The organism is Clavibacter davisi, assembly GCF_052751415.1.
In genome coordinates this window covers 3,148,331-3,170,696 of sequence record NZ_CP199882.1, presented here as the reverse complement: position 1 = coordinate 3,170,696, position 22,366 = coordinate 3,148,331, and the positions used below count along the sequence as shown (strand labels likewise).

Below are 22,366 nucleotides of genomic sequence, written 5' to 3'. Positions count from 1 at the left end.
GAGCAGCTCTCCCCGGATCAGCCCCGGAACACCTGGATCACCGACGGGCGCGGTCCGCGCCAGGCTCCCTTCGGCGGGGTGACGCCGGCGGGCACGTAGTCGGGGAAGAACGAGTGCTGCTCGGCGAACGAGCCGTCCTCGCCCGGGTGCTGCACCGCGACGAACACCATGCCCTCGGTGTCGTGCACGACCGGGCCGCAGGTCTCCGCCTCGGTGGGCACGGAGAGGAACTGCTGCACGTGGCCGCGCTCGGCGCCCTCGACGGGGACCTTGAACAGGCCGTCGTTGAGGCCGATGGTGCTCGGGGCGCCGTCGGTCGAGATCCAGAGGTTGCCCTCGGAGTCGAACGCGACGTTGTCCGGGCAGCTGATGGGCGAGACCTTGTCCTTCGGGAAGCCCGCGAAGTAGGTGGACTCGTTCTTCGCCGGGTCGCCCGCGACGAGCAGCAGGTTCCACGTGAACGTGGTGGAGCGGGCGTCGCCGCCGTCCTCGGTGATCTCCACGATGTGGCCGTCGCGGTTGGTCGTCCGCGGGTTCATCTCCGTGGCGCCCTCCTTGCCGGCCTTGCCGCGGTCGGTGTTGTTGGTGCAGGCGACGTAGACCTTGCCGGTCGTGGGGCTCGGCTGCACGTCCTCGCAGCGGTCCATCTTCGTGGCGCCGGCCGCGTCGGCGACGAGGCGCGTGTGCACGAGCGCCTCCTCGGTGGTGAACCCGGGCACCTGGCAGACGCCGTCGATCACCAGCGGGATCCACTGGCCGATGCCGTCGAACTGGCCGTCGGAGGGGAGCTCGCCGGTGCCGGTGATCTCCGCGACGGGCGAGTCGCCCGTGAAGCGCGCCACGTAGAGGGCGCCGCGGGTGAGGAGCTGCTTGTTCTCGCGGCGGGCCCGGCGGGAGCTGCCCACGACCATCGTGTCGTGCGAGACGAACTTGTAGAGGTAGTCGAAGCGCTCGTCGTCGCCCATGTACGCGGCGACGTGGCCGCTCTTCCCGAGGATGACGTTCGCGCCCTCGTGCTTGAAGCGGCCGAGAGCGGTGTGCTTGACGGGCGCCTCGCCGGGCTCGAACGGGTCGACCTCGACGATCCAGCCGAAGCGGTTCGGCTCGTTCTCGTAGCCGGCGGTGCGGGCGTCGAAGCGGGGGTCGATGGCCTCCCAGCCGCGGGTCGTCGCCTTGTCGGCGAGGCCGTAGCGCTTGTCGGCGGCGGAGGTGCCCGCGGTGCGGAAGTAGCCGTTGAAGTTCTCCTCGCCGGAGAGCACGGTGCCCCACGGGGTGGTGCCGCCGGCGCAGTTGCCGAGGGTGCCGAGGATGCGTCTGCCCTTCGGGTCGCCCTTGGTGCGCAGCGACGCGGACCCTGCGGCCGGGCCCGACACGGCGAAGGGCGTGTCCGCGGTGATGCGGCGGTTGCGGTGGTGGCCGACGGTGTAGGTCCACGGCTTCCCGACCGCCTTGCGGCGGAGCGCGACGACCGACATGCCGTGCGAGGCCTTGGCCGTGCGGCGCTGCTCGTCGAGCTCGGCGGCGTCCGCGGCCGGCGGGAACATGATGTTCTCGTTCGTGTACTCGTGGTTGGCGACGAGGAGCGCCTCCCTGTTCCGCGGGTCGACCGGGATGATGTCGAGGTAGTCGTTGTTGTAGCCGAACTGGCGGGCGGCGAGCCTGGCCGTCTGGTCGTCGGCGTCGAAGTCGTCGGCGCGGCTGAAGAGCGGGTCGCCCCAGCGGATGATCGGCTGCCAGCGGTATCCGGTCGGCACGGTGAACTGGTCGACGGCGGCGTCGACGGGCGTGATCGCGGTGAAGGGCAGCTTCGACGCGGCCTGCGCGGCGGCGGCCTCCGCGCCGGGAGCGGCGGCGTTCTGCGCCACGAGGATCGCGAGGGCACCGGCGCCCGCGCCGCCGAGCAGCGTGCGGCGCGAGAGGGCGCGGCCCGCGATGTCGCGGAAGTAGGAGTTGTCGGTGACGTTGGGGACGGGCTTGGTGCACGCGTCGTCGCACTTGAGGTGGCAGGTGACGGTGCTGCGCTTGCCGCGGGCGTGGGGATCGCGCGACAGGACCGGCAGCAGCCGGTGGTGGGACTCACGGGTGAGGGTCATGTGGGGTCTCCATCGATCTCGGGCGTCTGCTCCGGGCACCGGCGGACGCATCACATCTGAAAGGTATTGACGCCCCCGAGCGCGCCCCCGACCGGCCGGTGGACGGCGGGTGAACCCCGGGTGACCGGATCCTGCGGGCGTACCGTCGAGGGGCGACGCGGCCCGCGTCGCCCCAGACGAGGAGGATCCCCATGGCCAGGTTCGACACGAAGACCGCGCTCGTGACAGGCGGAGGCAGCGGCATCGGCGCCGCGATCTCCCGCGCGCTCGCCGCGGAGGGCGCGTCGGTCGTCGTCACCGACATCCAGCTGGAGGCGGCCGAGCGCGTCGTCGCCGAGATCGAGGCGGCGGGCGGCACGGCCACCGCGTTCCGCCAGGACACGTCGAAGGCGGAGGACTCGGAGGCCGCCGTCGCGCACGCGGTCGACGCCTACGGCGCGCTGCACCTCGCCGTGAACAACGCCGGCATCAGCGCCCCCGCCGCCGACATCGGCGAGTACGACATCGCCGCGTGGGACCGCACCCGCGCGGTCGACCTCGACGGCGTCTTCTACGGCCTCCGCTACCAGCTCCCCGCGATGGTGGAGGCGGGCGGCGGCGCGGTCGTCAACATGAGCTCGGTGCTCGGATCCGTCGGGTTCGCCCAGAACGCGGCCTACGTCGCGAGCAAGCACGCCCTCGTCGGCCTCACCAAGGTCGCGGCGCTCGAGTACACGGCGCGCGGCGTGCGCACCAACGCGGTCGGCCCCGGCTTCATCGACACCCCGCTCGTGCGCTCCTCCCTCTCGCCCGAGGCGCTCGCCCACCTCGAGAGCCAGCACGCGACCGGGCGCCTCGGCACCGACCAGGAGGTCGCGGCGCTCGTCCTCTTCCTCCTGAGCGACGACGCGTCCTTCATCTCCGGCAGCTACCACCTGGTGGACGGCGGGTACTCGGCGCGCTGAGCCGCGGCCGGGAACACGCGTGGGACCCCGCCGAGGCGGGGTCCCACCGGTCTGTCGGATATCGACAGCCCCTTTCTCGGGATCAGCTGCTCAGAATGCGAGCGACGATTCCGGCTTGCGCTCCGAGAGCACGCTGGAGATGCGGTCGTCCTTGATGTCGAACGTGGCCGATCCGTAGCTGTGGGTGTTGATCGTGCCGCGCACAGCGTCGCTCGTGAGATCCCAGCTGAGCAGCGCCGGACGCTGCCAGGTGCCGTAGTGGTTCTCGGCGGGCTCGTCGTCCCCGCTGGCGAAGCGCATGGCGTGCGTGTGCGGACCGTCCTTGTGGTAGACGATCTTGGGGTGCGTGTCCTCCCACAGCACGTCCGCCGCGGCCCTCGTGTCGTATCCGCCATGGGCGGAGGCCGACACGTAGCGCGCCTCGCCGTCCTTGACCCACACGATGACGTGCTCGAGGTCGTGGCGGTGCCCGTTCCCATCGCCGGCGACGCCCTCCGCGCGCTGGTCCTTCTCGAAGTAATACGCGTACGCGTGGGCGCACCAGCCGTCCGCGACGCACGTGGTGCGCGCGTAGCTGTTCACGTTGTCGAGGTCGGACTGGTCACGGCAATTGCCGTTGTTGGCTCCGCCCAGGCTCAGCCCCTCGGCGGGAGTCCCCGCGGCATCCATGGCGGGGGTGGGGTAGCAGCCCTCCCCGTCGTAGTCGGTGGCCGGCTGCCACCTCGCGTCGTCTTCCGTGGCGGCCGCCGGGATGGCGGACGGAGGATCCGCATGGGCGGCGGCGGCGGGCCCGACGACGAGGGCGAGAGCCCCCAGCGCCGCGGCCGCGCCGCGCCATCCCGTGCGAGAACGCGTCCCCGTGGTCGTTCGATCTGTTCGTCGGATCTTGCTGGACATGGATATCCCCCTTGCCCGCGACATTGCGGGCATCGAATAGCAGTCGTTCCGGACACCATCGACGATACGCACGCTCCGGGATTCGAGGATGCATTCACAGGCTGCGCACATGCGCGGTCGCGCGCGGCGGGAATGATCTCGCTCGGATATCCGCCGCGCATCTCACACGGGCGCGAGGAATGTCAACTGCGATCCTTCCTCCACGATGAGCGGTGCGAGCCGCGCATTGAATTCGGCCCCGTATTCGGCCCCGATGTGCGCCTGGAACGCGGCCTCGTCGCGGTAGACCTCGTGCACGACGAAGCGCGCCGGATCCTCCACCCGCCGGTACGGCTCGAACACGACGTTGCCGGGCTCGGCCCGCACCAGCTCAGCGAGGTCGGCGATCATCCGCGCGACCTCCTCCTCGTGGCCCGGCAGCGCCGTGAACTCCGCGTAGAGGACGGTGGCCGTCATGCCGTGGCCGCGCCCGTCATGATCGCGACCGCGTCGGTCATCGAGTGCGACTGCGGCGTGATGGTGGCGGCCTTCTTGCCGAGGCGCTGGATGTGGATCCGGTCGGCGACCTCGAACACCTGCGGCATGTTGTGGCTGATGAGGATCACCGGGATCCCGCGGTCGCGCAGGTTCCGCACGAGCTCCAGCACCTGGTTCGACTCGCGCACGCCGAGCGCCGCGGTGGGCTCGTCGAGCACCACGACCTTCGACCCGAACGCCGCGGCGCGCGCCACGGCGACCGCCTGCCGCTGCCCGCCGGACAGGTTCTCGACCGGCACGGTCACGTCCTGCAGCGTCGAGATGCCGAGCTCGGTCAGCTCCGCCTTGGCCTCGCGGCGCATGCCGGCCGTGTCGAGCATGCGGAACACGGATCCGAGAATCCCCTTCTTCCGCTTCTCCCGCCCGAGGTAGAGGTTCGACGCCACGTCGAGCGCGGGCGAGACGGCGAGGTTCTGGTACACCGTCTCGATGCCCGCGGCCCGGGCGTCCTGCGGCCGCTTGAACGAGACCGGCTTGCCGTCGAGGAACAGCTCGCCCTCGTCGGGCGTCTCGGCCCCGGTGAGGCACTTGATGAGCGTCGACTTGCCGGCGCCGTTGTCGCCGATGATCGCGAGCACCTCGCCGGGGAAGAGCTCGAGGCTCACGCCGTCGAGGCCGACGACCCGGCCGAAGGTCTTCACGAGCCGCTTCGCCTCGAGGACGGGCGTGCGGGTCGGCGCGGGGGCGCTCCCCGCGGGGTCGGTGAGGGTCACTTGCGCACCTTTCGGATCCACTGGTCGACGGAGACCGCGACGATGATGAGGACGCCCACCGCGAGCGTCTGGTAGAGCACGTCCAGCCCGGCGAGCGAGAGGCCGTTGCGGAAGACGCCCACGATGAGCGCGCCGAGGAGCGTGCCCCAGACCGTGCCGCGGCCGCCGAAGAGGCTCGTGCCGCCGATCACCACCGCGGTGATGGAGTCGAGGTTGAGGTCGGCGCCCGCGTTGGGGCTGGCCGCGTTGCTGCGGCCGATCTGGATCCACGCGCCGACCGCGAGGATGGCCCCCGCCGCGAGGTACACGCTCATGAGCACCCGGTTGACGCTGATGCCGGCGAGGCGCGCGGCCTCCTTGTCGTCGCCGACCGCGTACACGTGCCGGCCCCAGGCGGTCTTGCCGAGGATGAAGGCCACGACGATGTACAGCACGAGCATCAGCACCACGCCGAAGCTGATCTTCACGCCCGCCAGGTCGAACGTGCGCCCCGTCCAGGAGAGCGCCTTCGGCATGTCCACACCGCGGACGGTCGCGCCGTTGGAGTAGAGGAGCGTGAGCGCCACGAAGATGTTGAGCGTCCCGAGGGTCACGATGAACGGGGGGAGCCGCAGCCGCGTGACCAGCAGGCCGTTGAACGCGCCGGCCGCGAGACCCACGATGAGGCCGGCGGCCAGCGCGGCGGGCGCCGGCAGGTCGTTCTGGCTGGCGGCCTGCGCGATCACCATCGACGTGAGGACCATGACCGCGCCGACCGAGAGGTCGATGCCCGCGGTCAGGATGATGAGCGTCTGCGCCACCGCGAGCGTGCCGACCACGGCGACCTGCTGCGTGACGAGCGACAGGTTCGCGGGATCGAGGAAGCGGTCGTTGAGCAGGCCGAACACGATGATCGCGAGGACCAGCACGACGGCCGGGCTGACGGCGGGGTAGCGGTGGAGCACGCCGCGGATGCGGTCGACGGGCGTGCGGCGGTCGAGGAACTCGTTGGCGAGGTCGAGCGACGAGGTGGGCGGGTTCGGGTCGGTCCGGCTCACGGTCACTCGCCCCAGCACTTCGTCGCGGCGTCGTCGGCCGTGATGCTCTCGAGGCCGTCGACGGGGGTGTCGGTGACGAGCGCGGATCCGGTGTCGAAGAAGTCGAGGCCGGCGCTCGTGGCGGGCTTGGTGCCGTCCTTCGCGAGCTGCGCGATGGCCTCGACGCCGAGCTGCGCCATCTTCACCGGGTACTGCTGGGCGGTGGCGCCGATGACGCCCTCCTTCACGTTCTTCACGCCCGCGCAGCCGCCGTCGACCGAGACGAGGACGACGTCCTTCTCCTTGCCGGCGGCCTGGAGCGCCTGGTAGGCGCCGAACGCGGCCGGCTCGTTGATCGTGTAGACGACGTTGATGTCCGGGTCCTTCGACAGCAGCGTCTCCATGGCCGTGCGGCCGCCGTCCTCGGCGCCCTGCGTGGCCTCGTTGCCGACGATCTCGTAGTCGCCGCCGCTGTAGTCGCCCGACTTCGCCTCGTCGCCGTTCTTGGCCTTGTCGCCGACGTCGATGCCCATGCCGGTGAGGAAGCCCTGGTCGCGGTCGTAGTCGACCGACACGGCCTTGTCGTCGTACAGGTCGAGGAGGGCGATGGTCGCCTTCTTCCCGCCGAGCTGCGACGCGGCCCACTTCCCGATGGACTCGCCCGCGGCGAAGTTGTCGGTGGCGAACGTGATGTCGACGGAGTCGGCCGGGTCGGGCGCCGTGTCGAGCGCGATCACGTAGAGGCCGGCGTCGCGCGCCTTCTGGATGGCGTCGACCACCGAGGGGCCGTTCGGGGTGATGAGGATGCCCTTGTCGCCCTTCGAGATGGCGTTCTCGATGGCCTGGATCTGGGTGTCCTCGTCGCCGTCCTCCTTGCCGGCCGCCAGCGTCAGGCTGATGCCGGAGGATGCGGCGGCGTCCTTCGCGCCGTCCTGCATGGCGACGAAGAAGGGGTTGGTGGTCGTCTTCACGATGAGCGAGACGCCGACGTCGCCCGAGCCGGATCCGCCGCCCGAGCCGGAGCCCGAGCTGGAGCAGCCGGTGAGCCCGACCGCGGCGACGAGGGCCGCGGAGCCGAGGGCGATGGTGCGCACGAGGCGCGGGGATCGGTTCGTCATTGATGGATCCTGTCCTTCGGGTGGGAGCGCGCTCCCGACAACGTTGTCATGGGAAGGTCTAGCGGGTCGGAGCCGGTATGGTCAACCCATAGCGCAGAGAGCGAGACCCATCCGTGACACCGTTGTCATCCCCGAGCGGAGCCCCGTCCGGCGCGCGCCGACCCACGATGAAGCACGTCGCGCGGCTCGCGGGCGTGGGCATCAAGACGGTGTCGCGCGTCGTCAACGGCGAGCCGAACGTCTCCGCGGAGCTCACCGACCGGGTCCGCGCGGCGGTGGAGCAGCTCCAGTACCAGCCGGATCTGCACGCCGGCAACCTGCGCCGCACCGACCGCCGCACGAACACGCTGGGCCTCCTCGTCGGCAGCGTCGCGAACCCGTTCTCGGGCGCGCTGCACCGAGCCGTGGAGGAGGCGGCCAGCGAGCGTCACGTCGCCGTTTTCGCCTCGAGCCTCGACGACGACGCCGACCGGGAGCGCTCCGCCGTCGACGCGTTCCTCGCCCGCCGGGTCGACGGGCTGATCCTCACCACCATCGCCCCGAGCCAGGCGTACCTCGGCGTCGCGGCATCGCGCGGCACCCCGCTCGTGTTCGTCGACCGCGTGCCGACGGGGCTGGAGGCCGACGCGGTCATCGTCGACAACGCGGCCGGCGTCTCCCGTGCCGTGGCGCACCTGGCCGACCAGGGGCACCGCCGCATCGCGTTCCTCGGCGACCGGCCGGAGATCTTCACGGCCCGCGAGCGCGAGCGCGGCTTCGCCGAGGAGATGCGACGGCGCGGGCTCCCCGTGGCGCCCGAGCTCGTGCTCGAGGGCGCGACCGACGAGGTCGTGGCGGATGCGCTCGCCGAGCGCCTGCTCGCGCTGCCCGAGCCGCCGACCGCGATCGTGAGCGGGCAGAACCTCATCACCATCGGCGTCATCGCGGCGCTCCGGCGGCACGGCGCCCAGCGCCGCATCGCGCTCGTCGGCTTCGACGACCTGCCGATGGCCGCGCTCCTGGAGCCCGCCGTCACCGTCGTCGCGCAGGATCCGTCGCGCATCGGCCACGCCGCCGCCGAGCGCGTCTTCGCCCGGCTCGACGGTGACGCGGGACCCGCGCAGACCGTCGTCGTCCCCACCACGCTCATCGTCCGAGGCTCCGGAGAGGTCCCCCGCCATGCATGACCAGCCCATCGTCGTCGTCGGCGACGCCCTGATCGACCTGCTCCGCGAGGACGGGGAGGAGACCGCCTTCGTCGGGGGAGCGGCCCTCAACGTCGCGGTCGGGCTCGCGATCCTCGGGCACCGCGTGCAGCTCATCGCGATGGTCGGCGACGACGAGCACGGCCGCCGCATCCGCGCGGAGCTCGACGCGCACGGGGTCGAGCTCATCGCCACCATCGGCCCCTCGGGCACCTCCGTCGCCGTGAGCGAGCGCGAGGACGGCGAGCCGCGCTACTCGTTCAACGAGGCCGCGTGGAACCGCCGCGTGCGCATCGGCGCGGCGGAGCGGGCGGCGCTCGACGCGGCGTCGCTCGTGGTCGTCAGCTGCTTCCCGTACGACGACCACGCGCAAGCCGACGAGCTCCTGGCCGCGGTGCGGGATCCGCGCGAGCGCCTGCTGGTCGACCCGAACCCGCGCGGCGGCATGCTGCACGACGCCGAGCGGTTCCGCGTCGGCTTCGCGCGCGCGGCGGCCGAGGCGCTGCTCGTGAAGGTGGGCGACGACGACACGGCCCTCCTCGAGCTGGGCGCGCTCGCGGACGCGCGCGCCGGGCTGCACGCGACCGGCAGCCGCCTCGTGCTCGCCACCGACGGCCCGCGCGGCGCGTCCGTGCAGCTCGAGGACGGCGAGGTGGTGGCGGCGGGGATCGCGGCGGATCCGCGGCCGATCGTCGACACCATGGGCGCCGGCGACGCGTGCCTCGCGGCCGCGGCCGACGCGATCGCCCGTCGGGGTGCGCCGCGCACGGCCGCGGAGGGCGAGGCGATGCTGCGCACCTGCATGGCGATCGCCGCCGCCACCTGCCGGCAGCCGGGCGCGCTGCTGCGGATGCCGACGGCCTGAGGCGGGCGCCGGCTCGCGGGATCGGCAAGGGGAGCGCGTGCGCGGAGGCGGGTGTCGGGCCGCCCTCGTGTCGCTGCGGACGCCGGATGGTAACCGGGCATCCGGCCGCTGTCGAGACGCGTGGGGCGATGGGATCGCCGGCCCTCGTCCGGCGTAGCCTCTCGACGCACGAGTCGACCGAGCCGCCGGGCGGTCTCCCCCTCGGCGGCTCCGCTCGCGCAGCTCATCGCCGTGGTCCGTGACGCGTCCGGCGGCGACGAGCTCCCGAGCGGACGGCCGACGACCGTGCCGCACGCACGCACGCATTGACGAGACAGGAGGATCACCATGGGCGACGCACGAACCCTGATCATCGGCGGGACCGGGACGGTCGGCTCGGCCGTCATCGCCGAGGCCCTGCGCCGGGGCATGACCGGACTGAGGGTCCTGAGCCGCGACGCGCGGCGGCTCGCCGACCTCCCCGACGGCGTCGACGGGGTGGTCGGCGATCTGGGCGATCCCTACGAGGCGACGTCGGCGTTCGAGGGCGTCGAGCAGGTCTTCCTGGCCCTGACGGGGACGCCCACCGAGCTGTACGAGACGACCGTCGCGGTGGACCACGCCGTGGCGGCGGGCGTCCGCCGGATCGTCTACCTGTCCGTCCAGGACCTCGACCGGGCGCCGCAGGTGCCCCACAACTCCGCGAAGCTCGCGGTGGAGGCCCTCCTCGAGCACAGCGACGTCGAGGCCTGCTTCCTCCGGGTCAACAACTTCTTCCAGAACGACGTCTGGTACCTCGAGGCGATCCGCGACGGCCTGTACCCGCAGCCCCTCGGCGGGACGGGCGTCTCCCGGGTCGACGTGCGCGACATCGCGGAGGTCGCCGTGAGCGCTCTGACCCCGGGGACGGAGCTCGAGGGTCCGATCGACGTGTTCGGCCCGACCGCGTGGACGGGCGACACGACGGCCGCGGCCCTGTCCGAGGCCCTCGGGAGGACGGTGACGTACGCGGGAGACGACCTCGTGGCGTGGCGGGAGTCGTCCCTGGCCTCCATGCCCTCCTGGCTCGTGTACGACTACGAGCGCATGTACTCGGGGTTCCAGCGGGACGGGCTCGTCGGGACCCCCGAGGCCCTCGCTCGCCTCACCGCCGTCCTCGGACATCCGCCCCGCTCCTACGAGGACTTCGTGCGCGAGGTGCTGGTGCCTGCCCTGTAGGGCGGGGCGTGCGTGGATCCGCCGTCGGCTCAGCGGGCGAGCGCGAGGGCCAGCGCGGCGAGCCCGGCGCACGCGGTGAGCGCGGCGACGAGGGCGGGCAGCGCGCCGCCGGGGAGCGCGGTGGTGCCGGGGCCGGCGGGTCCCGCGGTGAGGATCCGGTGCACCCGCCGGTAGCGGAGGTGCGCGGTCGCGAGCACGGCCAGGGCGGCGATCACGCCCGCCGCGGCGACGACCAGCCCGGCCGGCCCGAGGAGCGCCGGGAGCGCGCGGAGCCCGAACAGGGATCCGACGACGAGCGCGAGGGCCGTGCGGCGCCAGGCGAGGGCGGTGCGCTCGGGCTGGAGGCCAGGGTCGAAGGGGCGCCCGGCCGGGTCCGGCGCGCTCACGCGGTCAGCACGCCCAGCAGCACGAGCACGCCCGCGCCGACGACCGCGATCCCGAGGGGCAGCGACAGCGCGGCCGACGGCAGCGGGCGGTCCCGGCGGAGGGCGCGCTCGGTGCGCATCCAGCCGATCCACGCCTGGGCGGGCGCGGCGATCCCGGCGACGATCAGCACGAGCGACGCGGCCAGCCGGAACCCGGGCTGCAGCCCGAGCGCGAGCGCCTCGAGCGCGACGCCGCCGGCCAGGAGCGCGAGCGAGGTGCGGATCCAGGCGAGGAACGTGCGCTCGTTGGCGAGGCTGAAGCGCACGTCGGGCTCGGCGCCCTCGCGGTAGACGCGACGGGGGAAGCGGCGGTCGGGCGCGGTCATGCGGCGGGATGGGGCAGGCGCGGCGCCGCGTCGGGCTGGGGCATGCGCCCATCCTCGCGGGTTCCGGCGCGGGCGGCGTCGACGGATGCACGGTGCCGCCGCTCGATCGCCTGGCCCGCGTACGACGCCGCGACGATGAGCGCCGCGCCGCCCGCGCCGACCGGCCCGATCGCCTCGCCCGCCACCACCACGCCCACCAGCAGCGCCCACACCGGCTCGGTCCCCATGAGGATGCTCGCGCGCGACGCCGACGTACGCCGCACGGCCCAGAGCTGCACCGCGAACGCGAACAGCGAGCACAGCACCCCGAGGAAGAGCACGCCGGCCCAGCCCCGGGCATCGAGCGAGGCGGCCGCCGCCGGCAGGTCGGGCCCCGCCAGCGCGGAGAAGAGGGCCGCGCACACGACCATCTGCACGAGGACCACGCCGAGGGTCCCCTCGCTCCGCCCGCGCGTGAGGTGCCCGCTCGCGGTGACGTGCACGGCCCGCACGACGGCCGCGGCGATCACCAGCCCGTCGCCCGGCGTGGGCGCGCGCAGCCCGCCCTCGGAGACCAGCAGCGCGACGCCGACCACGGCCGCGACCGCCGCGACGAAGTACGACCGCGGCAGCCACGAGCGCGACGCGGCGCCCTCGAGCACGGGCGTCATCACGAGCGCCAGGCTGATGAGGAGGCCCGCGTTGGTCGCGCTCGTCAGGTGCACGCCCCACGTCTCCAGCCCGATGACGGCGGCCTGCGAGCAGCCGAGCGCCGCCGCGATCAGGAGGCCGCGACCTCGTGGCAGCCGCTCGCGCCGGGCCAGGCAGACGATCCCGGTCGCGACCGCGGCGACGAGGAAGCGCAGCGCGACGGCCGCGGGCACGCCCGTCTCCGCCGCGAGGTCCTTGGCCGCGAGGAAGCTCGCGCCCCACACGGCCGCGACCGCCAGGAGCAGCAGGTCGACGACGGGTCCGGGACGGGTGGGGGAGGTCATGCCCCCACTGTCCGGCAGCAGACCCGGAAGATCGACGGGCATCGTCTTCATCGATGCGTTAGACAGGGCTCATGGATCCCGCCCGCCTCCGCCTCCTCCGCGAGCTCGGCGATCGCGGGAGCGTCGCGGCCGTCGCGGTCGCGATGCACGTGAGCGCGTCGGCCGTATCGCAGCAGCTCGCCGCGCTCCAGGCCGGCGTGCCCGTGCCGCTGACCGTCAAGCGTGGGCGGCGCCTGGCGCTCACGGAGGCCGGCGAGGCGCTCGCCGCGGCGTCGACGCGCGTGGACGAGGCGCTCGCCGCCGCCCGCGATGCCGTCGGGTCGTTCCTCGCGCACGACGACCGGGCCGTGCGCGTGTCCGCCTTCCACAGCGCCGGGCTCGCGCTCTTCGGGCCGCTGCTCGCGGAGCTGGCGGGCGCGGAGGGATCCGGGGCGGGCGGATCCGGGGCGGGCATCCGGGTCTCGCTCGCGGACGCCGACGTGGCGCAGGGCGACTTCGCGGGCCTCACCGCGGATCACGACCTCGTCGTCGCGCATCGCCTCCCGCACGATCCGCCGTGGCCGACCGCCCGGCTCGTGGTGGTTCCCCTGCTGGTGGAGCCGCTCGACATCGCGCTCCACGCCGGGCACGCGCTCGCGTCGTCGGCGGCGATCACGCCGGAGATGCTGCGCGACGAACGGTGGATCTCCACGCACGCGGGCTTCCCGCTCGCGGGCGTGCTCGACCACCTCGGCGCGCTCATCGGGCAGGCGCCGCGCATCGTGCACCGCGTCAACGAGTTCTCGGTGGCGGCGCAGATCGTGCGGGCCGGCGACGCCATCGCCGTGATGCCGCGGACGACCGGCGCGCCGCTCGCGGTCGACGGGGTGGTGCTGCGGCCGGTCGTCGGCGCGCGGCTCGTGCGCCACGTCGACGTGCTCGCCCGGCCGGACGCGCTCGCGCAGGCGCCGGTCCGCTTGGTGCTGGCGGCGCTGCGGCGGGTGGCGGATGCCGCGGCGGAGGCCGCCGAGCGGGCCGCCGCGAGCTGACTCGGGGCGTGTCGAGGGCCGAGTCCGGCCGTCAGCCGCCCGCGTGGCGCGGGCGCCGACCACCGCCGGCCGTCAGCCGCCGATCCCCTCCAGCTCCGCGAGCGCGTCCTCGGGCAGCCGGATCCGCGCCCCTGCCACGTTCTCCCGCAGGTGCTCCACCGACGACGTGCCCGCGATCACGAGCACGTTCGGCGACCGCTGCAGGAGCCAGGCGAGCGCGACCGGCAGTGGCGCCGAGTCGAGCGAGGCGGCGACGCGCGCCAGCACCTCCGACTGCAGCGGCGAGAACCCGCCGAGCGGGAAGTACGGCACGTACGCGATGCCGTCGGCGGCGAGCTCGTCGATGAGCGCGTCGTCGTCGCGGCGGGCCAGGTTGTAGTGGTTCTGCACGGACACGATGGGCGCGATGCGGCGGGCCTCGGCCACCTGCTCGGGCGTCACGTTGCTGACGCCGAGGTGCCGGATCAGCCCCTCCCGCTGCAGCTCGGCCAGGGCGGTGAACGGCTCCTCGATGGACCCGTCGGTCGGGCTGTCGAAGGCGCCGACGCGGAGGTTCACGACGTCGAGCACGTCGAGCGTCAAGTGCGTGAGGTTGTCGTAGACGGCCTGGCGGAGCTCGGCCGCGGAGAGCGCCTGCGGCCAGCGGCCCTTCGCGTCCCGCAGGGATCCGACCTTGGTCACGATGTGGAGGCGCTCCGGATACGGGAAGAGCGTCTCCTCGATGAGCGCGTTCGTGTGCCCGGGGCCGTAGAAGTCGGCGGTGTCGATGTGCGTGATCCCGAGCGCGACGGCCTCGCGCAGCACGGCGCGGGCGGCGTCGGGATCCGCGGGCGGCCCGAACACGCGCGGCCCCGCGAGCTGCATGACGCCGTAGCCGAAGCGCGTGACGGTGAGGTCGTGGGCGAGCGGGAAGAGCCCTCCGGGCAGGTCGGTGGACATGGCGATCCTCTCGGGTGGCGCGGCGGGCGGCGTGCGCCCACTCTCCCGCGGCGACCGCGTGCGCGACCGCACTCGCAGGAGCCCGTGAGCGGATCCGGCCGCGCGCCGCCCGCCCCTCGGGGGCCGGCGCTAGCGTGACGCGCATGACCGAAGACGCCGTGGCCCACCTCTACCGACGGTTCGCGGAGGTCGAGGCGCGCGGCGTCTCGGACGTCTACGACGACTGGGCGTCGGGAGTGGCGGAGGACGACGGGGTCCTGGCACTCATCGCGGCCCTGCCGGCGGGGAAGAGGCAGCCGAACCTGGTCTTCGCCGCGGCCCGTCTCGTCGGTGCACCCGTCGGGCCGTATCGCGCGTTCCGCGAGTGGCTGGTCGGGCGCTGGTCGGAGGTCGAGCCGGTGATCCGGAGCCGCTCGACGCAGACCAACGAGGCGGCGCGATGCGCGGTGCTGCTCCCGGTGCTCAGCGCCCTGGAGGGTCCGCTCGCCCTGATCGAGGTCGGCGCCTCCGCCGGGCTCTGCCTCCAGCCCGATCGCTACGGGTACCGCTACGCGACCCCCGACGGCGTCGTCGCGCTGGATCCCGACGCCGGCCCCAGCCCGATGACGATCCCCTGCTCCATCGACGCTGCCAGCGTGCCCACCCGGCTCCCGAACGTCGTCTGGCGAGCCGGCATCGACCTGAACCCGCTCGACGCCCGGGACCCGGAGACCCGCGAATGGCTCCGCGCCCTCGTCTGGCCGGAGCACGGCGGACGCCGGGCACGGCTCGATGCCGCGCTCCGGATCACGGCCGCGGATCCGCCCCAGCTGGTGCGCGGAGACCTCCTCGAGCGCATCCCGCAGCTCGTCGCCGAGGCTCCGGCAGGCGCCCACGTGGTCGTCTTCCACAGCTCGGTGCTCTCCTACGTGGATCCGGATGCGCGGCAGCGCTTCGCCGCGATCATGCGAGCGTGCACGAGGGCGACCTGGGTCAGCAACGAGGGGGAGCGCGTGCTCCCGCGGGTGGCGGAGCGGCTCGACCGGCCGGCGCGGGGACGGACGGTCCTCGCCGTCGACGAGCGTCCCGTCGCCCTGGTCGGGCCGCACGGGCAGAGCTACGAGGCGCTCTGAGCGGATCCGCCCGCGCCGCCCCTAGGAGGAGGGAACCGACGCCCCCGGCGCCGCCTGCGCCGGCGGGTGCGCGCGACGCGTCGCGAGCACGCGGGAGAAGACGAGCACGAGGAGCCCGGACGCCGGCACGAAGAGGAGCCCGAAGCGCAGCGACGACGCGTCCGCGATGGCGCCGACGACGGGCGGCGAGACGAGGAAGCCCACGCGCAGCAGCCAGCCGACGATCGTGAGGCCCGTGCCCGGCCGGAAGCCGGGCAGCTCGTCGGCGGCCTGCATGGCCGCGGGGATCAGGGTCGCGACGCCGAAGCCGGCCACGCCGAACCCGATGATCGTGCCGACGATGCCCGGGAACGCGAGCGCGCCGCCCATGCCCGCGAGCACGAGCACGCCGCCGAGGCGGGCGATGGCGCGCTGCCCGAAGCGGTCGACCATGCGGTCGCCGAGCATCCGGCCCACGAACTGCATGCCCTGGAGCGAGATGAAGCCGAGGCCCGCGACGAACGCGCTGGCGCCGAGGTCGCGGGAGAGGTAGATGGCCGACCAGGTGCTGCCGGAGTCCTCGACGATGGCGCCGCCGGACGCGATGACCACGAGCGCGAGCAGCACGCCGTACTTCGCGACGAGGCCGAGCGCGCGCGGGGAGGCGGCGCGCGCGACGTCGCCCTCGGGATCGGGGGCGTGCGCATGCGCGGCGCCGCCCTCGCCGGGCTCCGGCTCCGGTCCCTTCAGCAGCCACGCGAGCGCGAGCACGGCCAGCGCGCTGAAGACGACCGCGGAGATCGAGAGGTGCACGATCAGCGGCAGCCCGATCTGCGCGGCCGCGGCGCCCATGATCCCGCCCGCCACCGCCCCGACGGACCAGACGGCGTGGAAGGAGTTGTTGATCGACCGGCCGTAGAGGCGCTGCACCCGCAGCGCGTGCGAGTTCTGCGCGACGTCGGTGATCGCGTCCATGGCGCCCGCGAGGAACAGCGCCATCGCGAGCACGAGCCAGCCGGGCGCGAGGCCGGCCAGCAGGATCCCGACCGAGGCCACCACGGTCGCGGCGACCGCGACCCGCGCCGACCGGTAGCGGCGGATGAGCACGCCCGCGGCGAGCCCGGCGATGAGGGCGCCGAGCGGGGACGCGGCGACCGCGGCGCCGAACTCCACGTTGGTCAGCCCGAGCTCCGTCTTGATCGACGGGTAGCGCGGCAGCAGGTTCGCGAAGATCGCGCCGTTGGTGAAGAAGAGGACGGCGACCGCGACGCGCGCGCGGCGGACGTCGCGGGTCGGGGCGGGCGTGCGCGACAGCGTCGGCGCGGACGGGGAGGGCATCGTCGGTCTCTTCCTGGCCGGGTGGCGCCGTGGCGCGGGCGGGTCGGCGCCGGTTCGCGGGCTGCCGGATCCAGCCTAGGGTCGGCGGGACGCCAGCGGCGACGTGTCCTCGGTGACGTCCATGACCAGGTCCATGAGCGGCACCAGCCGGGCGCTCACCTCGTGCCCGAGCTCGGTGAGCCGGTAGTCGACCCGCGGCGGGATGGTGGGCTGCGCCTCGCGGAGCACGAGGCCGTCGTCGGCGAGCGTGCGCAGCGTGGAGGCCAGCATCTTCTCGCTGATGCCCTCGATCTCGCGGCGCAGCTCGCCCCAGCGGCGCGACCGCTCCCCGAGCGCGAGGAGGACGAGCACGCCCCACTTGCTCGTGATGTGGTCGAGCAGGGTGCGCGACGGGCAGTTCGCGGGATAGCGGCCCTCGGTCACGCCGGGTCGGTCGCGGCTCACCCGGAAGCTCATCTGCGTCACATCGCACAACTTACCAGAAGGTGGGTACCTCCCTGTGGGAAGGTACTCGGCGACGGAGTCGTTGACCCCGGCGTACCGCTCGTCCCCTGACTCGAAAGGCACCCCATGACCATCGTCGTCACCGCCGCCACCGGCCGCCTCGGATCGCGCATCGTCGCGTCCCTGCTCGCCCGCGGCTACGCCGCCTCCGACATCCTCGCCACCGCGCGCCGCCCCGAGGCCCTCGCCGACCTCGCCGCCCAGGGCGTCCGCACCGCGCGCCTCGATTACTCCGACGCCGACAGCGTCGCCGCCGCCATCCGACCCGGCGACACCCTCGTGCTCGTCTCCGGCAGCGAGGTCGGCCAGCGCGTGCCGCAGCACACCACCGTCATCGAGGCCGCGAAGGAGGCGGGCGTCGGCCGGATCCTCTACACGAGCGTCCTCCGCGCGAGCACCACCGAGCTCTTCATCGCGGGCGAGCACAAGGCCACCGAGGAGGTGCTCGCCGCCTCGGGCGTGCCCGTCACGCTCCTCCGCAACGGCTGGTACACCGAGAACTACGCCGGCACGGTCGACTCCGTGACGCAGTCCGGCGGCCTCCTCACGAGCGCCGGCGACGGCCGCGTCGCGAGCGCCACCATCGCCGACTTCGCCGAGGCCACCGCGGTCGCGGCCCTCGACGACTCGCTCGCCGGGCAGACGCTCGAGCTCGCGGGCGACGAGCGCTGGACGCAGGACGACCTCGCCCAGGCGATCTCCGGCATCACGGGCCAGCCCGTCCCCGTCTCCCGCGTCTCCTCCGAGGAGCACGCGCGGATCCTCGGCGAGGCCGGCCTCGACGAGGGCACGATCGGCTTCCTCGTGGGCCTCGACGCCGCCACGGCCGCCGGCCAGCTCGACGACGAGACCGGCGACCTGGCGCGCCTCCTCGGCCGCCCCACCACCTCGCTCGCCGACGGCCTCCGCCAGGCGGTCGCGGGCGCCTGACCCGCCCGGATCCGCGCCCGAGGCGGATCCGCACGGCTCCGCACGCGACGACGGCCCGTCCCCTCACGGGGGCGGGCCGTCGTCGCGCGCGGGCGCGGGGCGCTCAGCCGAGCGCGTCCCGCATCGAGCGGATCGCGTCGGGCCCCACCCGGCAGCAGCCGCCCACGAGGGTCGCGCCGGCGTCGATCCAGGCGCGCGCGTCGGGCACGCCCGGGTCGCCGCCCCAGCCGCGCGCGACCGCGTCCCAGCGCTCGCCGGAGTTCGGGTAGACGACCACGGGCCGGTCGGTCACGCTGCGCGCGGCGGCGATCGCGGCGGGCACCTCCTCCGGATGCGCGCAGTTGATCCCCACGGCCACGACCTCGTCGGCCTCCTCCGCGAGGCGGAACCCCTCGGCCATCGGCTCGCCCGACCGCAGCCGCCCGCCCTCGACCGTGAACGCGAGCCACGCGGACGCGCCCGAGCCGCGCGCGAGGTCCACCAGGGCGCGGCCCTCGTCGAGGCTCGGGATGGTCTCGCAGGCGAGGAGGTCGGCGCCGGCGTCGGCGAGCACGGCGAACCGCGGCGCGTGCCAGCGGCGGAGCCCCGCGCGGTCGAGGCCGGTGGATCCGCGGTACTCCGAGCCGTCGCCGAGCGTCGCGCCGAGCGGGCCGATGGATGCGGCGACCCAGCGCTCGCGGGCCGCGCCCTGCGGATCCTCCCGCGCCACCTCGTCGCGTGCCTCCGCCGCGAGCCGCACGCTCGCGCGCAGCAGCTCCTCGGTGTCGGCGTGCGACAGCCCGCGCGCCGCGAACGCGGCGAAGCCCACCTGGTACGACGCCGTGATCGCGACGTCGGCGCCCGCGCGGAAGTACTCGGCGTGCGCCGCGCGGATCGCCTCCGGCTCGTCGGCGAGCACGCGCGCGCTCCACAGCGGATCCGACAGGTCGTGCCCGCGCGCCTCCAGCAGCGTGCCGAGGCCGCCGTCGAGGAGGAGCGGGCGGTGGGGGAGCTGCATGCGCACATCCTGCCGGAGCGGCCGGCCGGATCCGAGCCGGGGGTCACGCGCCGTCGCACACGCCGCCGCCGGGTACCGTGGACGCGACGGTGGGAGTCCCGATGAAGGATGACGACGACGTCGACCTGGTGATCGACGCGTGGGGTGCCGCCCTGCCCGACGTCGACTTCGCGCCGCTCGACGTGGTGTCGCGGCTCCGGCGGCTGCTGCCGCAGATGCAGCGGATCCGCGAGGGCGCGTTCGCCGCCGAGGGCCTCACGACGAGCGAGTTCGAGTTCCTCTCCATCCTCCGCCAGCAGGGCGACGCGGGCCTCACGCGCGCCGCGCTCGCCGAGCGGCTCGGCACCGACACGGGCAGCCTCGTGCACCGGGTGAACCGGCTGACCGCGCGCTCCTTCATCACGCGCGAGGAGGATCCGTCGGGCGGCCGCAGCCGGCTCGTCGTGCTCACGCCGTTCGGCATCGAGCGCGTCGACCGGGCGATGCGCCGGCTCGTCGCCGACGAGGACGAGGTGCTCGCCGACCTCAGCCGGGCCCAGATCGCGACCCTCATCGACAGCCTCCGGGTGATCGCGCGCACGACCGAGCGGGTGCGCACGCGCCGGTCGTCCTGATCCCCGGCGCGGCCCCGGTCCCGGTCGCGGCGCGGCCCCGGTCCCGGCGCGGCCCCGGTCCCGGCGCGGCCCCGGTCCCGCCCTTGGGCGCGTCGCGTCGGCCGGAGCACGATGGACGGATGGCCGACACCTCCTCCATCCCGCCCGCCGTGCTCTTCGACATCGACGAGACCCTCATCCACACGGGCGGCTCCGGCGCGCGCAGCTGGGCGATGGCGTTCCGCGACCTGCACGACGTGGAGGCCGACATCGGCGAGCACTCGTCGGCGGGCGAGACGGATCCGCAGGTCGGCGCCGCGACGTTCCGCGGAGTGATGGGCCGGGATCCGGAGCCCGCCGAGCTCGCGCGCCTCTACGCCTCCTACCTGCGGCACCTCGCCGACGACATCCGCGTGTCCGAGGGCTACCGCGTGCTCGACGGCGCGGAGGCGCTGCTCGACCGGCTCGCCGACGCGGGCGTCGTGCTCGGCGTCGTCTCGGGCGCGATGGAGGGCGCGGCCCGCACGAAGATGGAGCCCGCCCGGCTCGGCCGGTTCTTCGTGTTCGGCGCGTACGGATCCGACTCGCCCGACCGCGTCGACGTCGTGCGCCGCGCCATCGCGACCGCGGGCACGCTCCGCGGCGCCGAGCCCGCGCGCGACGAGGTGCTCGTGGTCGGCGACACCCCGAACGACATCACCTCCGCGCACGACGCGGGCGCGACCGCGGTGGGCGTGGCGAGCGGGCACTACTCGGCCGAGGAGCTGCGCGACGCGGGCGCGGACCTCGTGCTCGACTCCCTCGAGGACCCGGCGCTGGAGCGGCTGCTCGGACTCTGAGCCGTGCGGATCCGTAGCCCCCGTTGCGTGATTCTCGACCGCATCTGCGGTAGGGTTACGCGCAACCCGAGGAGAGCTCATGGCTGACGCGATGATGAATGAGCCCACGTTCGATCCGAGCGTGGAGTCGCGTCTCGAGCAACTCGGCCTCTCCATCGCGCTCATCCACGACGCCCTGCGACCTGCCCTCGATCACGCACGTAATCGATCCGCGTTGGCCACCAAATCGGCACGGGGCAGTGACCTCTACCAGGATTCGTTCGAGAACTTGGCGCTACGGCTGGTCCCTCTGGGCTGGCATCCCCAGGAGGTCGACGGGCAGCCGCGGCTCATCCATTCCGACGGTCGCCTGGCCCTCACCGTGTCCTCGGCCACCGACGTCGCGAGCGCCGACCCGCGGGTGCAGCCACGCACGAGGAAGAAGGGGCCGGCGACTGCGCGTGCGGTCGGCGCTCCTGCTCCTCAGTCGGCGTTGGATCTTCCCGAGTTCCGTTTCGGCGTCGGCGTCGGCGCCGGGGGCGAGGGGGTGGACGCGCCCCTGTGGTTCATCCTGCATGAGCTCGTCGATCAGGGCCTCAACATCGCGGTCGCGAAGCCCTCGGGGCTGGACTCCTCCGGTGCCGTGGTCACGTGGGAGGAGCAGATCCCGCTGCCCTCGCTGAGAACCGACGAGGACTTCTCCGTCTTCCCGCTCGACGACGGCGACGAGGATGCTGCTGCATTCGATGTACCCGTCACGCCTCGCGCCTGAGACCGGAGCCGATCACCTTCATGTTCGATTCATCTCGCCTGAAACTCGCCCGGCAGCGGTTGGGGTGGACGCTCACGCAGCTGTCGACGGAGAGCGGTGTCTCGCCGCGGTCCCTCTCCAACTACGAGAACGACAAGGGACAGGAGCCGTCTCCCGAGACGGTCGGCAAGCTGGCGCGCGCCCTGATGCTCCCCGCCTCGTTCCTCACCCGCGAGCCGGTCGACGTCCTCCGGGTCGAAGCGGTCAGCTTCCGGAAGTTGAGCAGGACGAGCGCCGCGAAACGCGACGCGGTGCTGGCCTCCGCGACCATCGCGCTCGACTTCTTCTCGTTCGTCGAGGAGACGCTGACCTTGCCGGCTCCGGATCTGCCCACATACGACAAGCACGCACCCGAGCAGGCTGCCGAACTCCTTCGTCGCAGATGGGCTCTCGGGGACAGGCCGATCTCGAACATGCTGCATCTCCTGGAGTCGAAGGGCGTGCGCGTCGTCGGGCTCTCGCGTGACCTGGCCGAGATCGATGCGTTCTCGTTCGTGCGGGACGGCGTCCCCGTCGTCGTCCTGAACACCCTCAAGTCCGGCGAGCGGCAGCGGTTCGACCTCGCGCATGAGCTCGGACATCTCGTGCTGCACGATGAGCGGGAGATGACTCCGGCGGATTCGAAGGACCGGGAGGCGGAGGCGAATCGCTTCGCCGCGGCCTTCCTCATGCCCAGCTCCGGGATCCTGGCTCAGGACATGCGCGGGGCGAGCGTCAGCCGCGTCCTCCGCGCCAAGGCGGCGTGGAAGGTGTCGGCGATGGCGATGACGCATCGTCTCCGCGATCTCGATCTGATCGGAGATTGGCAGTACCGCTCCATGTGCATCGCACTGTCCGATGCCGGATACCGCTCAGGGGAGCCCGACGGGATGATCCCCGAGACCTCCTTGTTGCTCCGCAAGGTCCTATTCGGGGACAACAAGGTCCAGGTGTCGAAGGCGGCGGAGCGAATCGGTGTCACGTCCCGTGACATCGACCAGTTCCTCCGAGGTTTGGTCCCGACCGTCGCCTGAGGGCAGCGAGTTCGC

24 protein-coding genes are annotated in these 22,366 nt (G+C 73.5%); 11 read left to right on the top strand and 13 right to left on the bottom strand.

All coding sequences use genetic code 11. The features are described 5' to 3' along the window. Nucleotides 1–17: 17 nt before the first annotated feature. Nucleotides 18–2,093 carry a PhoX family protein gene (locus tag ACU4ZT_RS15110; RefSeq protein WP_445337486.1) on the bottom strand — a complete coding sequence of 692 codons (2,076 nt, stop codon included), beginning with the start codon at nt 2,091–2,093 and terminating at the stop codon, nt 18–20. Nucleotides 2,094–2,284: 191 nt separating this feature from the next. On the opposite strand from ACU4ZT_RS15110, the gene ACU4ZT_RS15105 reads away from it, so the two are divergent. Then, nucleotides 2,285–3,037 carry an SDR family NAD(P)-dependent oxidoreductase gene (locus tag ACU4ZT_RS15105; protein WP_063070500.1) on the top strand — a complete coding sequence of 251 codons (753 nt, stop codon included), beginning with the start codon at nt 2,285–2,287 and terminating at the stop codon, nt 3,035–3,037. Between the two features lie 90 nt (nt 3,038–3,127). Here ACU4ZT_RS15105 and ACU4ZT_RS15100 read toward each other — a convergent pair whose 3' ends face one another. The 5 genes from ACU4ZT_RS15100 to ACU4ZT_RS15080 all read right to left on the bottom strand — a co-directional run bounded on the left by ACU4ZT_RS15100 (nt 3,128) and on the right by ACU4ZT_RS15080 (nt 7,318). Continuing rightward, nucleotides 3,128–3,934 (bottom strand): NPP1 family protein, encoded by an 807-nt coding sequence (locus ACU4ZT_RS15100; protein WP_445337485.1) that lies wholly within the window; start codon nt 3,932–3,934, stop codon nt 3,128–3,130. A 162-nt stretch (nt 3,935–4,096) separates the two neighbouring features. Then, entirely contained in the window at nt 4,097–4,390 is a 294-nt protein-coding gene (locus ACU4ZT_RS15095; protein ID WP_445337484.1) for a putative quinol monooxygenase, read from the bottom strand. After that, nucleotides 4,387–5,184, bottom strand: a complete 798-nt coding sequence (locus ACU4ZT_RS15090; RefSeq protein WP_043583835.1) for an ATP-binding cassette domain-containing protein — start codon at nt 5,182–5,184, stop codon at nt 4,387–4,389. The genes ACU4ZT_RS15095 and ACU4ZT_RS15090 overlap by 4 nt, the downstream gene beginning before the upstream one ends. Then, on the bottom strand, nt 5,181–6,221 hold the full coding sequence (locus ACU4ZT_RS15085; RefSeq protein ID WP_445337483.1) for an ABC transporter permease: 1,041 nt from the start codon (nt 6,219–6,221) through the stop codon (nt 5,181–5,183). Before ACU4ZT_RS15085 ends, ACU4ZT_RS15090 begins: the two co-directional genes overlap by 4 nt. 2 nt (nt 6,222–6,223) lie before the next feature. Further along, nucleotides 6,224–7,318, bottom strand: a complete 1,095-nt coding sequence (locus ACU4ZT_RS15080) for a substrate-binding domain-containing protein (protein ID WP_445337482.1) — start codon at nt 7,316–7,318, stop codon at nt 6,224–6,226. 167 nt (nt 7,319–7,485) lie between these two features. Here ACU4ZT_RS15080 and ACU4ZT_RS15075 point away from each other — a divergent pair, with 167 nt between their 5' ends. The 3 genes from ACU4ZT_RS15075 (at nt 7,486) to ACU4ZT_RS15065 (ending at nt 10,564) form a co-directional block, all read left to right on the top strand. Beyond that, nucleotides 7,486–8,484: a LacI family DNA-binding transcriptional regulator gene (locus tag ACU4ZT_RS15075; RefSeq protein ID WP_445337481.1), complete on the top strand. Its 999-nt coding sequence runs from the start codon at nt 7,486–7,488 to the stop codon at nt 8,482–8,484. Continuing rightward, the gene (locus ACU4ZT_RS15070) at nt 8,477–9,367 is read left to right on the top strand and encodes a PfkB family carbohydrate kinase (protein WP_445337480.1); all 891 of its coding nucleotides are present in this window, start codon (nt 8,477–8,479) and stop codon (nt 9,365–9,367) included. Before ACU4ZT_RS15075 ends, ACU4ZT_RS15070 begins: the two co-directional genes overlap by 8 nt. A 327-nt stretch (nt 9,368–9,694) precedes the next feature. Then, nucleotides 9,695–10,564 (top strand): NAD(P)H-binding protein, encoded by an 870-nt coding sequence (locus ACU4ZT_RS15065; RefSeq protein ID WP_445337479.1) that lies wholly within the window; start codon nt 9,695–9,697, stop codon nt 10,562–10,564. A 29-nt stretch (nt 10,565–10,593) separates the two neighbouring features. Here ACU4ZT_RS15065 and ACU4ZT_RS15060 read toward each other — a convergent pair whose 3' ends face one another. From ACU4ZT_RS15060 to ACU4ZT_RS15050, 3 genes are read right to left on the bottom strand one after another with little or no spacing between them, the layout of a single operon-like run. Further along, nucleotides 10,594–10,950 (bottom strand): DUF202 domain-containing protein, encoded by a 357-nt coding sequence (locus ACU4ZT_RS15060; RefSeq protein WP_270981186.1) that lies wholly within the window; start codon nt 10,948–10,950, stop codon nt 10,594–10,596. Then, nucleotides 10,947–11,315, bottom strand: a complete 369-nt coding sequence (locus ACU4ZT_RS15055) for a YidH family protein (protein WP_063070510.1) — start codon at nt 11,313–11,315, stop codon at nt 10,947–10,949. The genes ACU4ZT_RS15060 and ACU4ZT_RS15055 overlap by 4 nt, the downstream gene beginning before the upstream one ends. After that, nucleotides 11,312–12,289, bottom strand: coding sequence for a DMT family transporter (locus ACU4ZT_RS15050; RefSeq protein ID WP_445337478.1), 978 nt, complete (start codon nt 12,287–12,289; stop codon nt 11,312–11,314). The genes ACU4ZT_RS15055 and ACU4ZT_RS15050 overlap by 4 nt, the downstream gene beginning before the upstream one ends. 71 nt (nt 12,290–12,360) lie before the next feature. On the opposite strand from ACU4ZT_RS15050, the gene ACU4ZT_RS15045 reads away from it, so the two are divergent. Next, on the top strand, nt 12,361–13,317 hold the full coding sequence (locus ACU4ZT_RS15045; protein WP_445337477.1) for a LysR family transcriptional regulator: 957 nt from the start codon (nt 12,361–12,363) through the stop codon (nt 13,315–13,317). A 72-nt stretch (nt 13,318–13,389) separates the two neighbouring features. On the opposite strand, the gene ACU4ZT_RS15040 is transcribed toward ACU4ZT_RS15045, so the two are convergent. Then, nucleotides 13,390–14,256: an aldo/keto reductase family oxidoreductase gene (locus tag ACU4ZT_RS15040; protein ID WP_445337476.1), complete on the bottom strand. Its 867-nt coding sequence runs from the start codon at nt 14,254–14,256 to the stop codon at nt 13,390–13,392. A gap of 143 nt (nt 14,257–14,399) precedes the next feature. Here ACU4ZT_RS15040 and ACU4ZT_RS15035 point away from each other — a divergent pair, with 143 nt between their 5' ends. Next, the gene (locus ACU4ZT_RS15035; protein WP_445337475.1) at nt 14,400–15,368 is read left to right on the top strand and encodes a DUF2332 domain-containing protein; all 969 of its coding nucleotides are present in this window, start codon (nt 14,400–14,402) and stop codon (nt 15,366–15,368) included. Between the two features lie 21 nt (nt 15,369–15,389). Here the strand turns inward: ACU4ZT_RS15035 and ACU4ZT_RS15030 are convergent, their stop codons facing one another. Next, entirely contained in the window at nt 15,390–16,685 is a 1,296-nt protein-coding gene (locus ACU4ZT_RS15030; RefSeq protein ID WP_414748820.1) for an MFS transporter, read from the bottom strand. A 75-nt stretch (nt 16,686–16,760) separates the two neighbouring features. Continuing rightward, on the bottom strand, nt 16,761–17,141 hold the full coding sequence (locus ACU4ZT_RS15025) for a winged helix-turn-helix transcriptional regulator (protein ID WP_063072802.1): 381 nt from the start codon (nt 17,139–17,141) through the stop codon (nt 16,761–16,763). 114 nt (nt 17,142–17,255) lie between these two features. Between ACU4ZT_RS15025 and ACU4ZT_RS15020 the strand changes: the two genes are divergently transcribed. After that, on the top strand, nt 17,256–18,119 hold the full coding sequence (locus ACU4ZT_RS15020; RefSeq protein WP_414748819.1) for an SDR family oxidoreductase: 864 nt from the start codon (nt 17,256–17,258) through the stop codon (nt 18,117–18,119). A gap of 103 nt (nt 18,120–18,222) precedes the next feature. Here the strand turns inward: ACU4ZT_RS15020 and mmuM are convergent, their stop codons facing one another. Continuing rightward, complete coding sequence (gene mmuM, locus ACU4ZT_RS15015; RefSeq protein WP_414763904.1) at nt 18,223–19,116, bottom strand: homocysteine S-methyltransferase; 894 nt, start codon at nt 19,114–19,116, stop codon at nt 18,223–18,225. Nucleotides 19,117–19,217: 101 nt separating this feature from the next. Between mmuM and ACU4ZT_RS15010 the strand changes: the two genes are divergently transcribed. The 4 genes from ACU4ZT_RS15010 to ACU4ZT_RS14995 all read left to right on the top strand — a co-directional run bounded on the left by ACU4ZT_RS15010 (nt 19,218) and on the right by ACU4ZT_RS14995 (nt 22,351). Beyond that, a complete protein-coding gene (locus ACU4ZT_RS15010) occupies nt 19,218–19,730 on the top strand; it encodes a MarR family winged helix-turn-helix transcriptional regulator (protein ID WP_270981193.1) in 513 nt (170 codons plus the stop codon). Between the two features lie 119 nt (nt 19,731–19,849). Continuing rightward, nucleotides 19,850–20,548, top strand: coding sequence for an HAD family hydrolase (locus ACU4ZT_RS15005; protein WP_445337474.1), 699 nt, complete (start codon nt 19,850–19,852; stop codon nt 20,546–20,548). A gap of 79 nt (nt 20,549–20,627) precedes the next feature. Further along, complete coding sequence (locus ACU4ZT_RS15000) at nt 20,628–21,299, top strand: hypothetical protein (RefSeq protein WP_445337473.1); 672 nt, start codon at nt 20,628–20,630, stop codon at nt 21,297–21,299. Nucleotides 21,300–21,319: 20 nt separating this feature from the next. After that, complete coding sequence (locus ACU4ZT_RS14995; RefSeq protein WP_445337472.1) at nt 21,320–22,351, top strand: ImmA/IrrE family metallo-endopeptidase; 1,032 nt, start codon at nt 21,320–21,322, stop codon at nt 22,349–22,351. The last annotated feature ends 15 nt before the right edge of the window (nt 22,352–22,366 follow it).

Bases quoted from the DNA above. Each gene is read 5' to 3' on its own strand.
- ACU4ZT_RS15110 (WP_445337486.1), bottom strand. From the start codon at position 2,093: ATGACCCTCACCCGTGAGTCCCACCACCGGCTGCTGCCGGTCCTGTCG.
- ACU4ZT_RS15020 (WP_414748819.1), top strand. From the start codon at position 17,256: ATGACCATCGTCGTCACCGCCGCCACCGGCCGCCTCGGATCGCGCATC.
- ACU4ZT_RS14995 (WP_445337472.1), top strand. From the start codon at position 21,320: ATGTTCGATTCATCTCGCCTGAAACTCGCCCGGCAGCGGTTGGGGTGG.
- ACU4ZT_RS15005 (WP_445337474.1), top strand. From the start codon at position 19,850: ATGGCCGACACCTCCTCCATCCCGCCCGCCGTGCTCTTCGACATCGAC.
- ACU4ZT_RS15000 (WP_445337473.1), top strand. From the start codon at position 20,628: ATGGCTGACGCGATGATGAATGAGCCCACGTTCGATCCGAGCGTGGAG.
- ACU4ZT_RS15040 (WP_445337476.1), bottom strand. From the start codon at position 14,256: ATGTCCACCGACCTGCCCGGAGGGCTCTTCCCGCTCGCCCACGACCTC.
- ACU4ZT_RS15025 (WP_063072802.1), bottom strand. From the start codon at position 17,141: ATGAGCTTCCGGGTGAGCCGCGACCGACCCGGCGTGACCGAGGGCCGC.
- ACU4ZT_RS15045 (WP_445337477.1), top strand. From the start codon at position 12,361: ATGGATCCCGCCCGCCTCCGCCTCCTCCGCGAGCTCGGCGATCGCGGG.
- ACU4ZT_RS15065 (WP_445337479.1), top strand. From the start codon at position 9,695: ATGGGCGACGCACGAACCCTGATCATCGGCGGGACCGGGACGGTCGGC.
- ACU4ZT_RS15035 (WP_445337475.1), top strand. From the start codon at position 14,400: ATGACCGAAGACGCCGTGGCCCACCTCTACCGACGGTTCGCGGAGGTC.
- ACU4ZT_RS15075 (WP_445337481.1), top strand. From the start codon at position 7,486: ATGAAGCACGTCGCGCGGCTCGCGGGCGTGGGCATCAAGACGGTGTCG.
- ACU4ZT_RS15100 (WP_445337485.1), bottom strand. From the start codon at position 3,934: ATGTCCAGCAAGATCCGACGAACAGATCGAACGACCACGGGGACGCGT.
- ACU4ZT_RS15055 (WP_063070510.1), bottom strand. From the start codon at position 11,315: ATGACCGCGCCCGACCGCCGCTTCCCCCGTCGCGTCTACCGCGAGGGC.
- ACU4ZT_RS15030 (WP_414748820.1), bottom strand. From the start codon at position 16,685: ATGCCCTCCCCGTCCGCGCCGACGCTGTCGCGCACGCCCGCCCCGACC.
- ACU4ZT_RS15095 (WP_445337484.1), bottom strand. From the start codon at position 4,390: ATGACGGCCACCGTCCTCTACGCGGAGTTCACGGCGCTGCCGGGCCAC.
- ACU4ZT_RS15080 (WP_445337482.1), bottom strand. From the start codon at position 7,318: ATGACGAACCGATCCCCGCGCCTCGTGCGCACCATCGCCCTCGGCTCC.
- ACU4ZT_RS15070 (WP_445337480.1), top strand. From the start codon at position 8,477: ATGCATGACCAGCCCATCGTCGTCGTCGGCGACGCCCTGATCGACCTG.
- ACU4ZT_RS15010 (WP_270981193.1), top strand. From the start codon at position 19,218: ATGAAGGATGACGACGACGTCGACCTGGTGATCGACGCGTGGGGTGCC.
- ACU4ZT_RS15105 (WP_063070500.1), top strand. From the start codon at position 2,285: ATGGCCAGGTTCGACACGAAGACCGCGCTCGTGACAGGCGGAGGCAGC.
- mmuM (WP_414763904.1), bottom strand. From the start codon at position 19,116: ATGCAGCTCCCCCACCGCCCGCTCCTCCTCGACGGCGGCCTCGGCACG.
- ACU4ZT_RS15050 (WP_445337478.1), bottom strand. From the start codon at position 12,289: ATGACCTCCCCCACCCGTCCCGGACCCGTCGTCGACCTGCTGCTCCTG.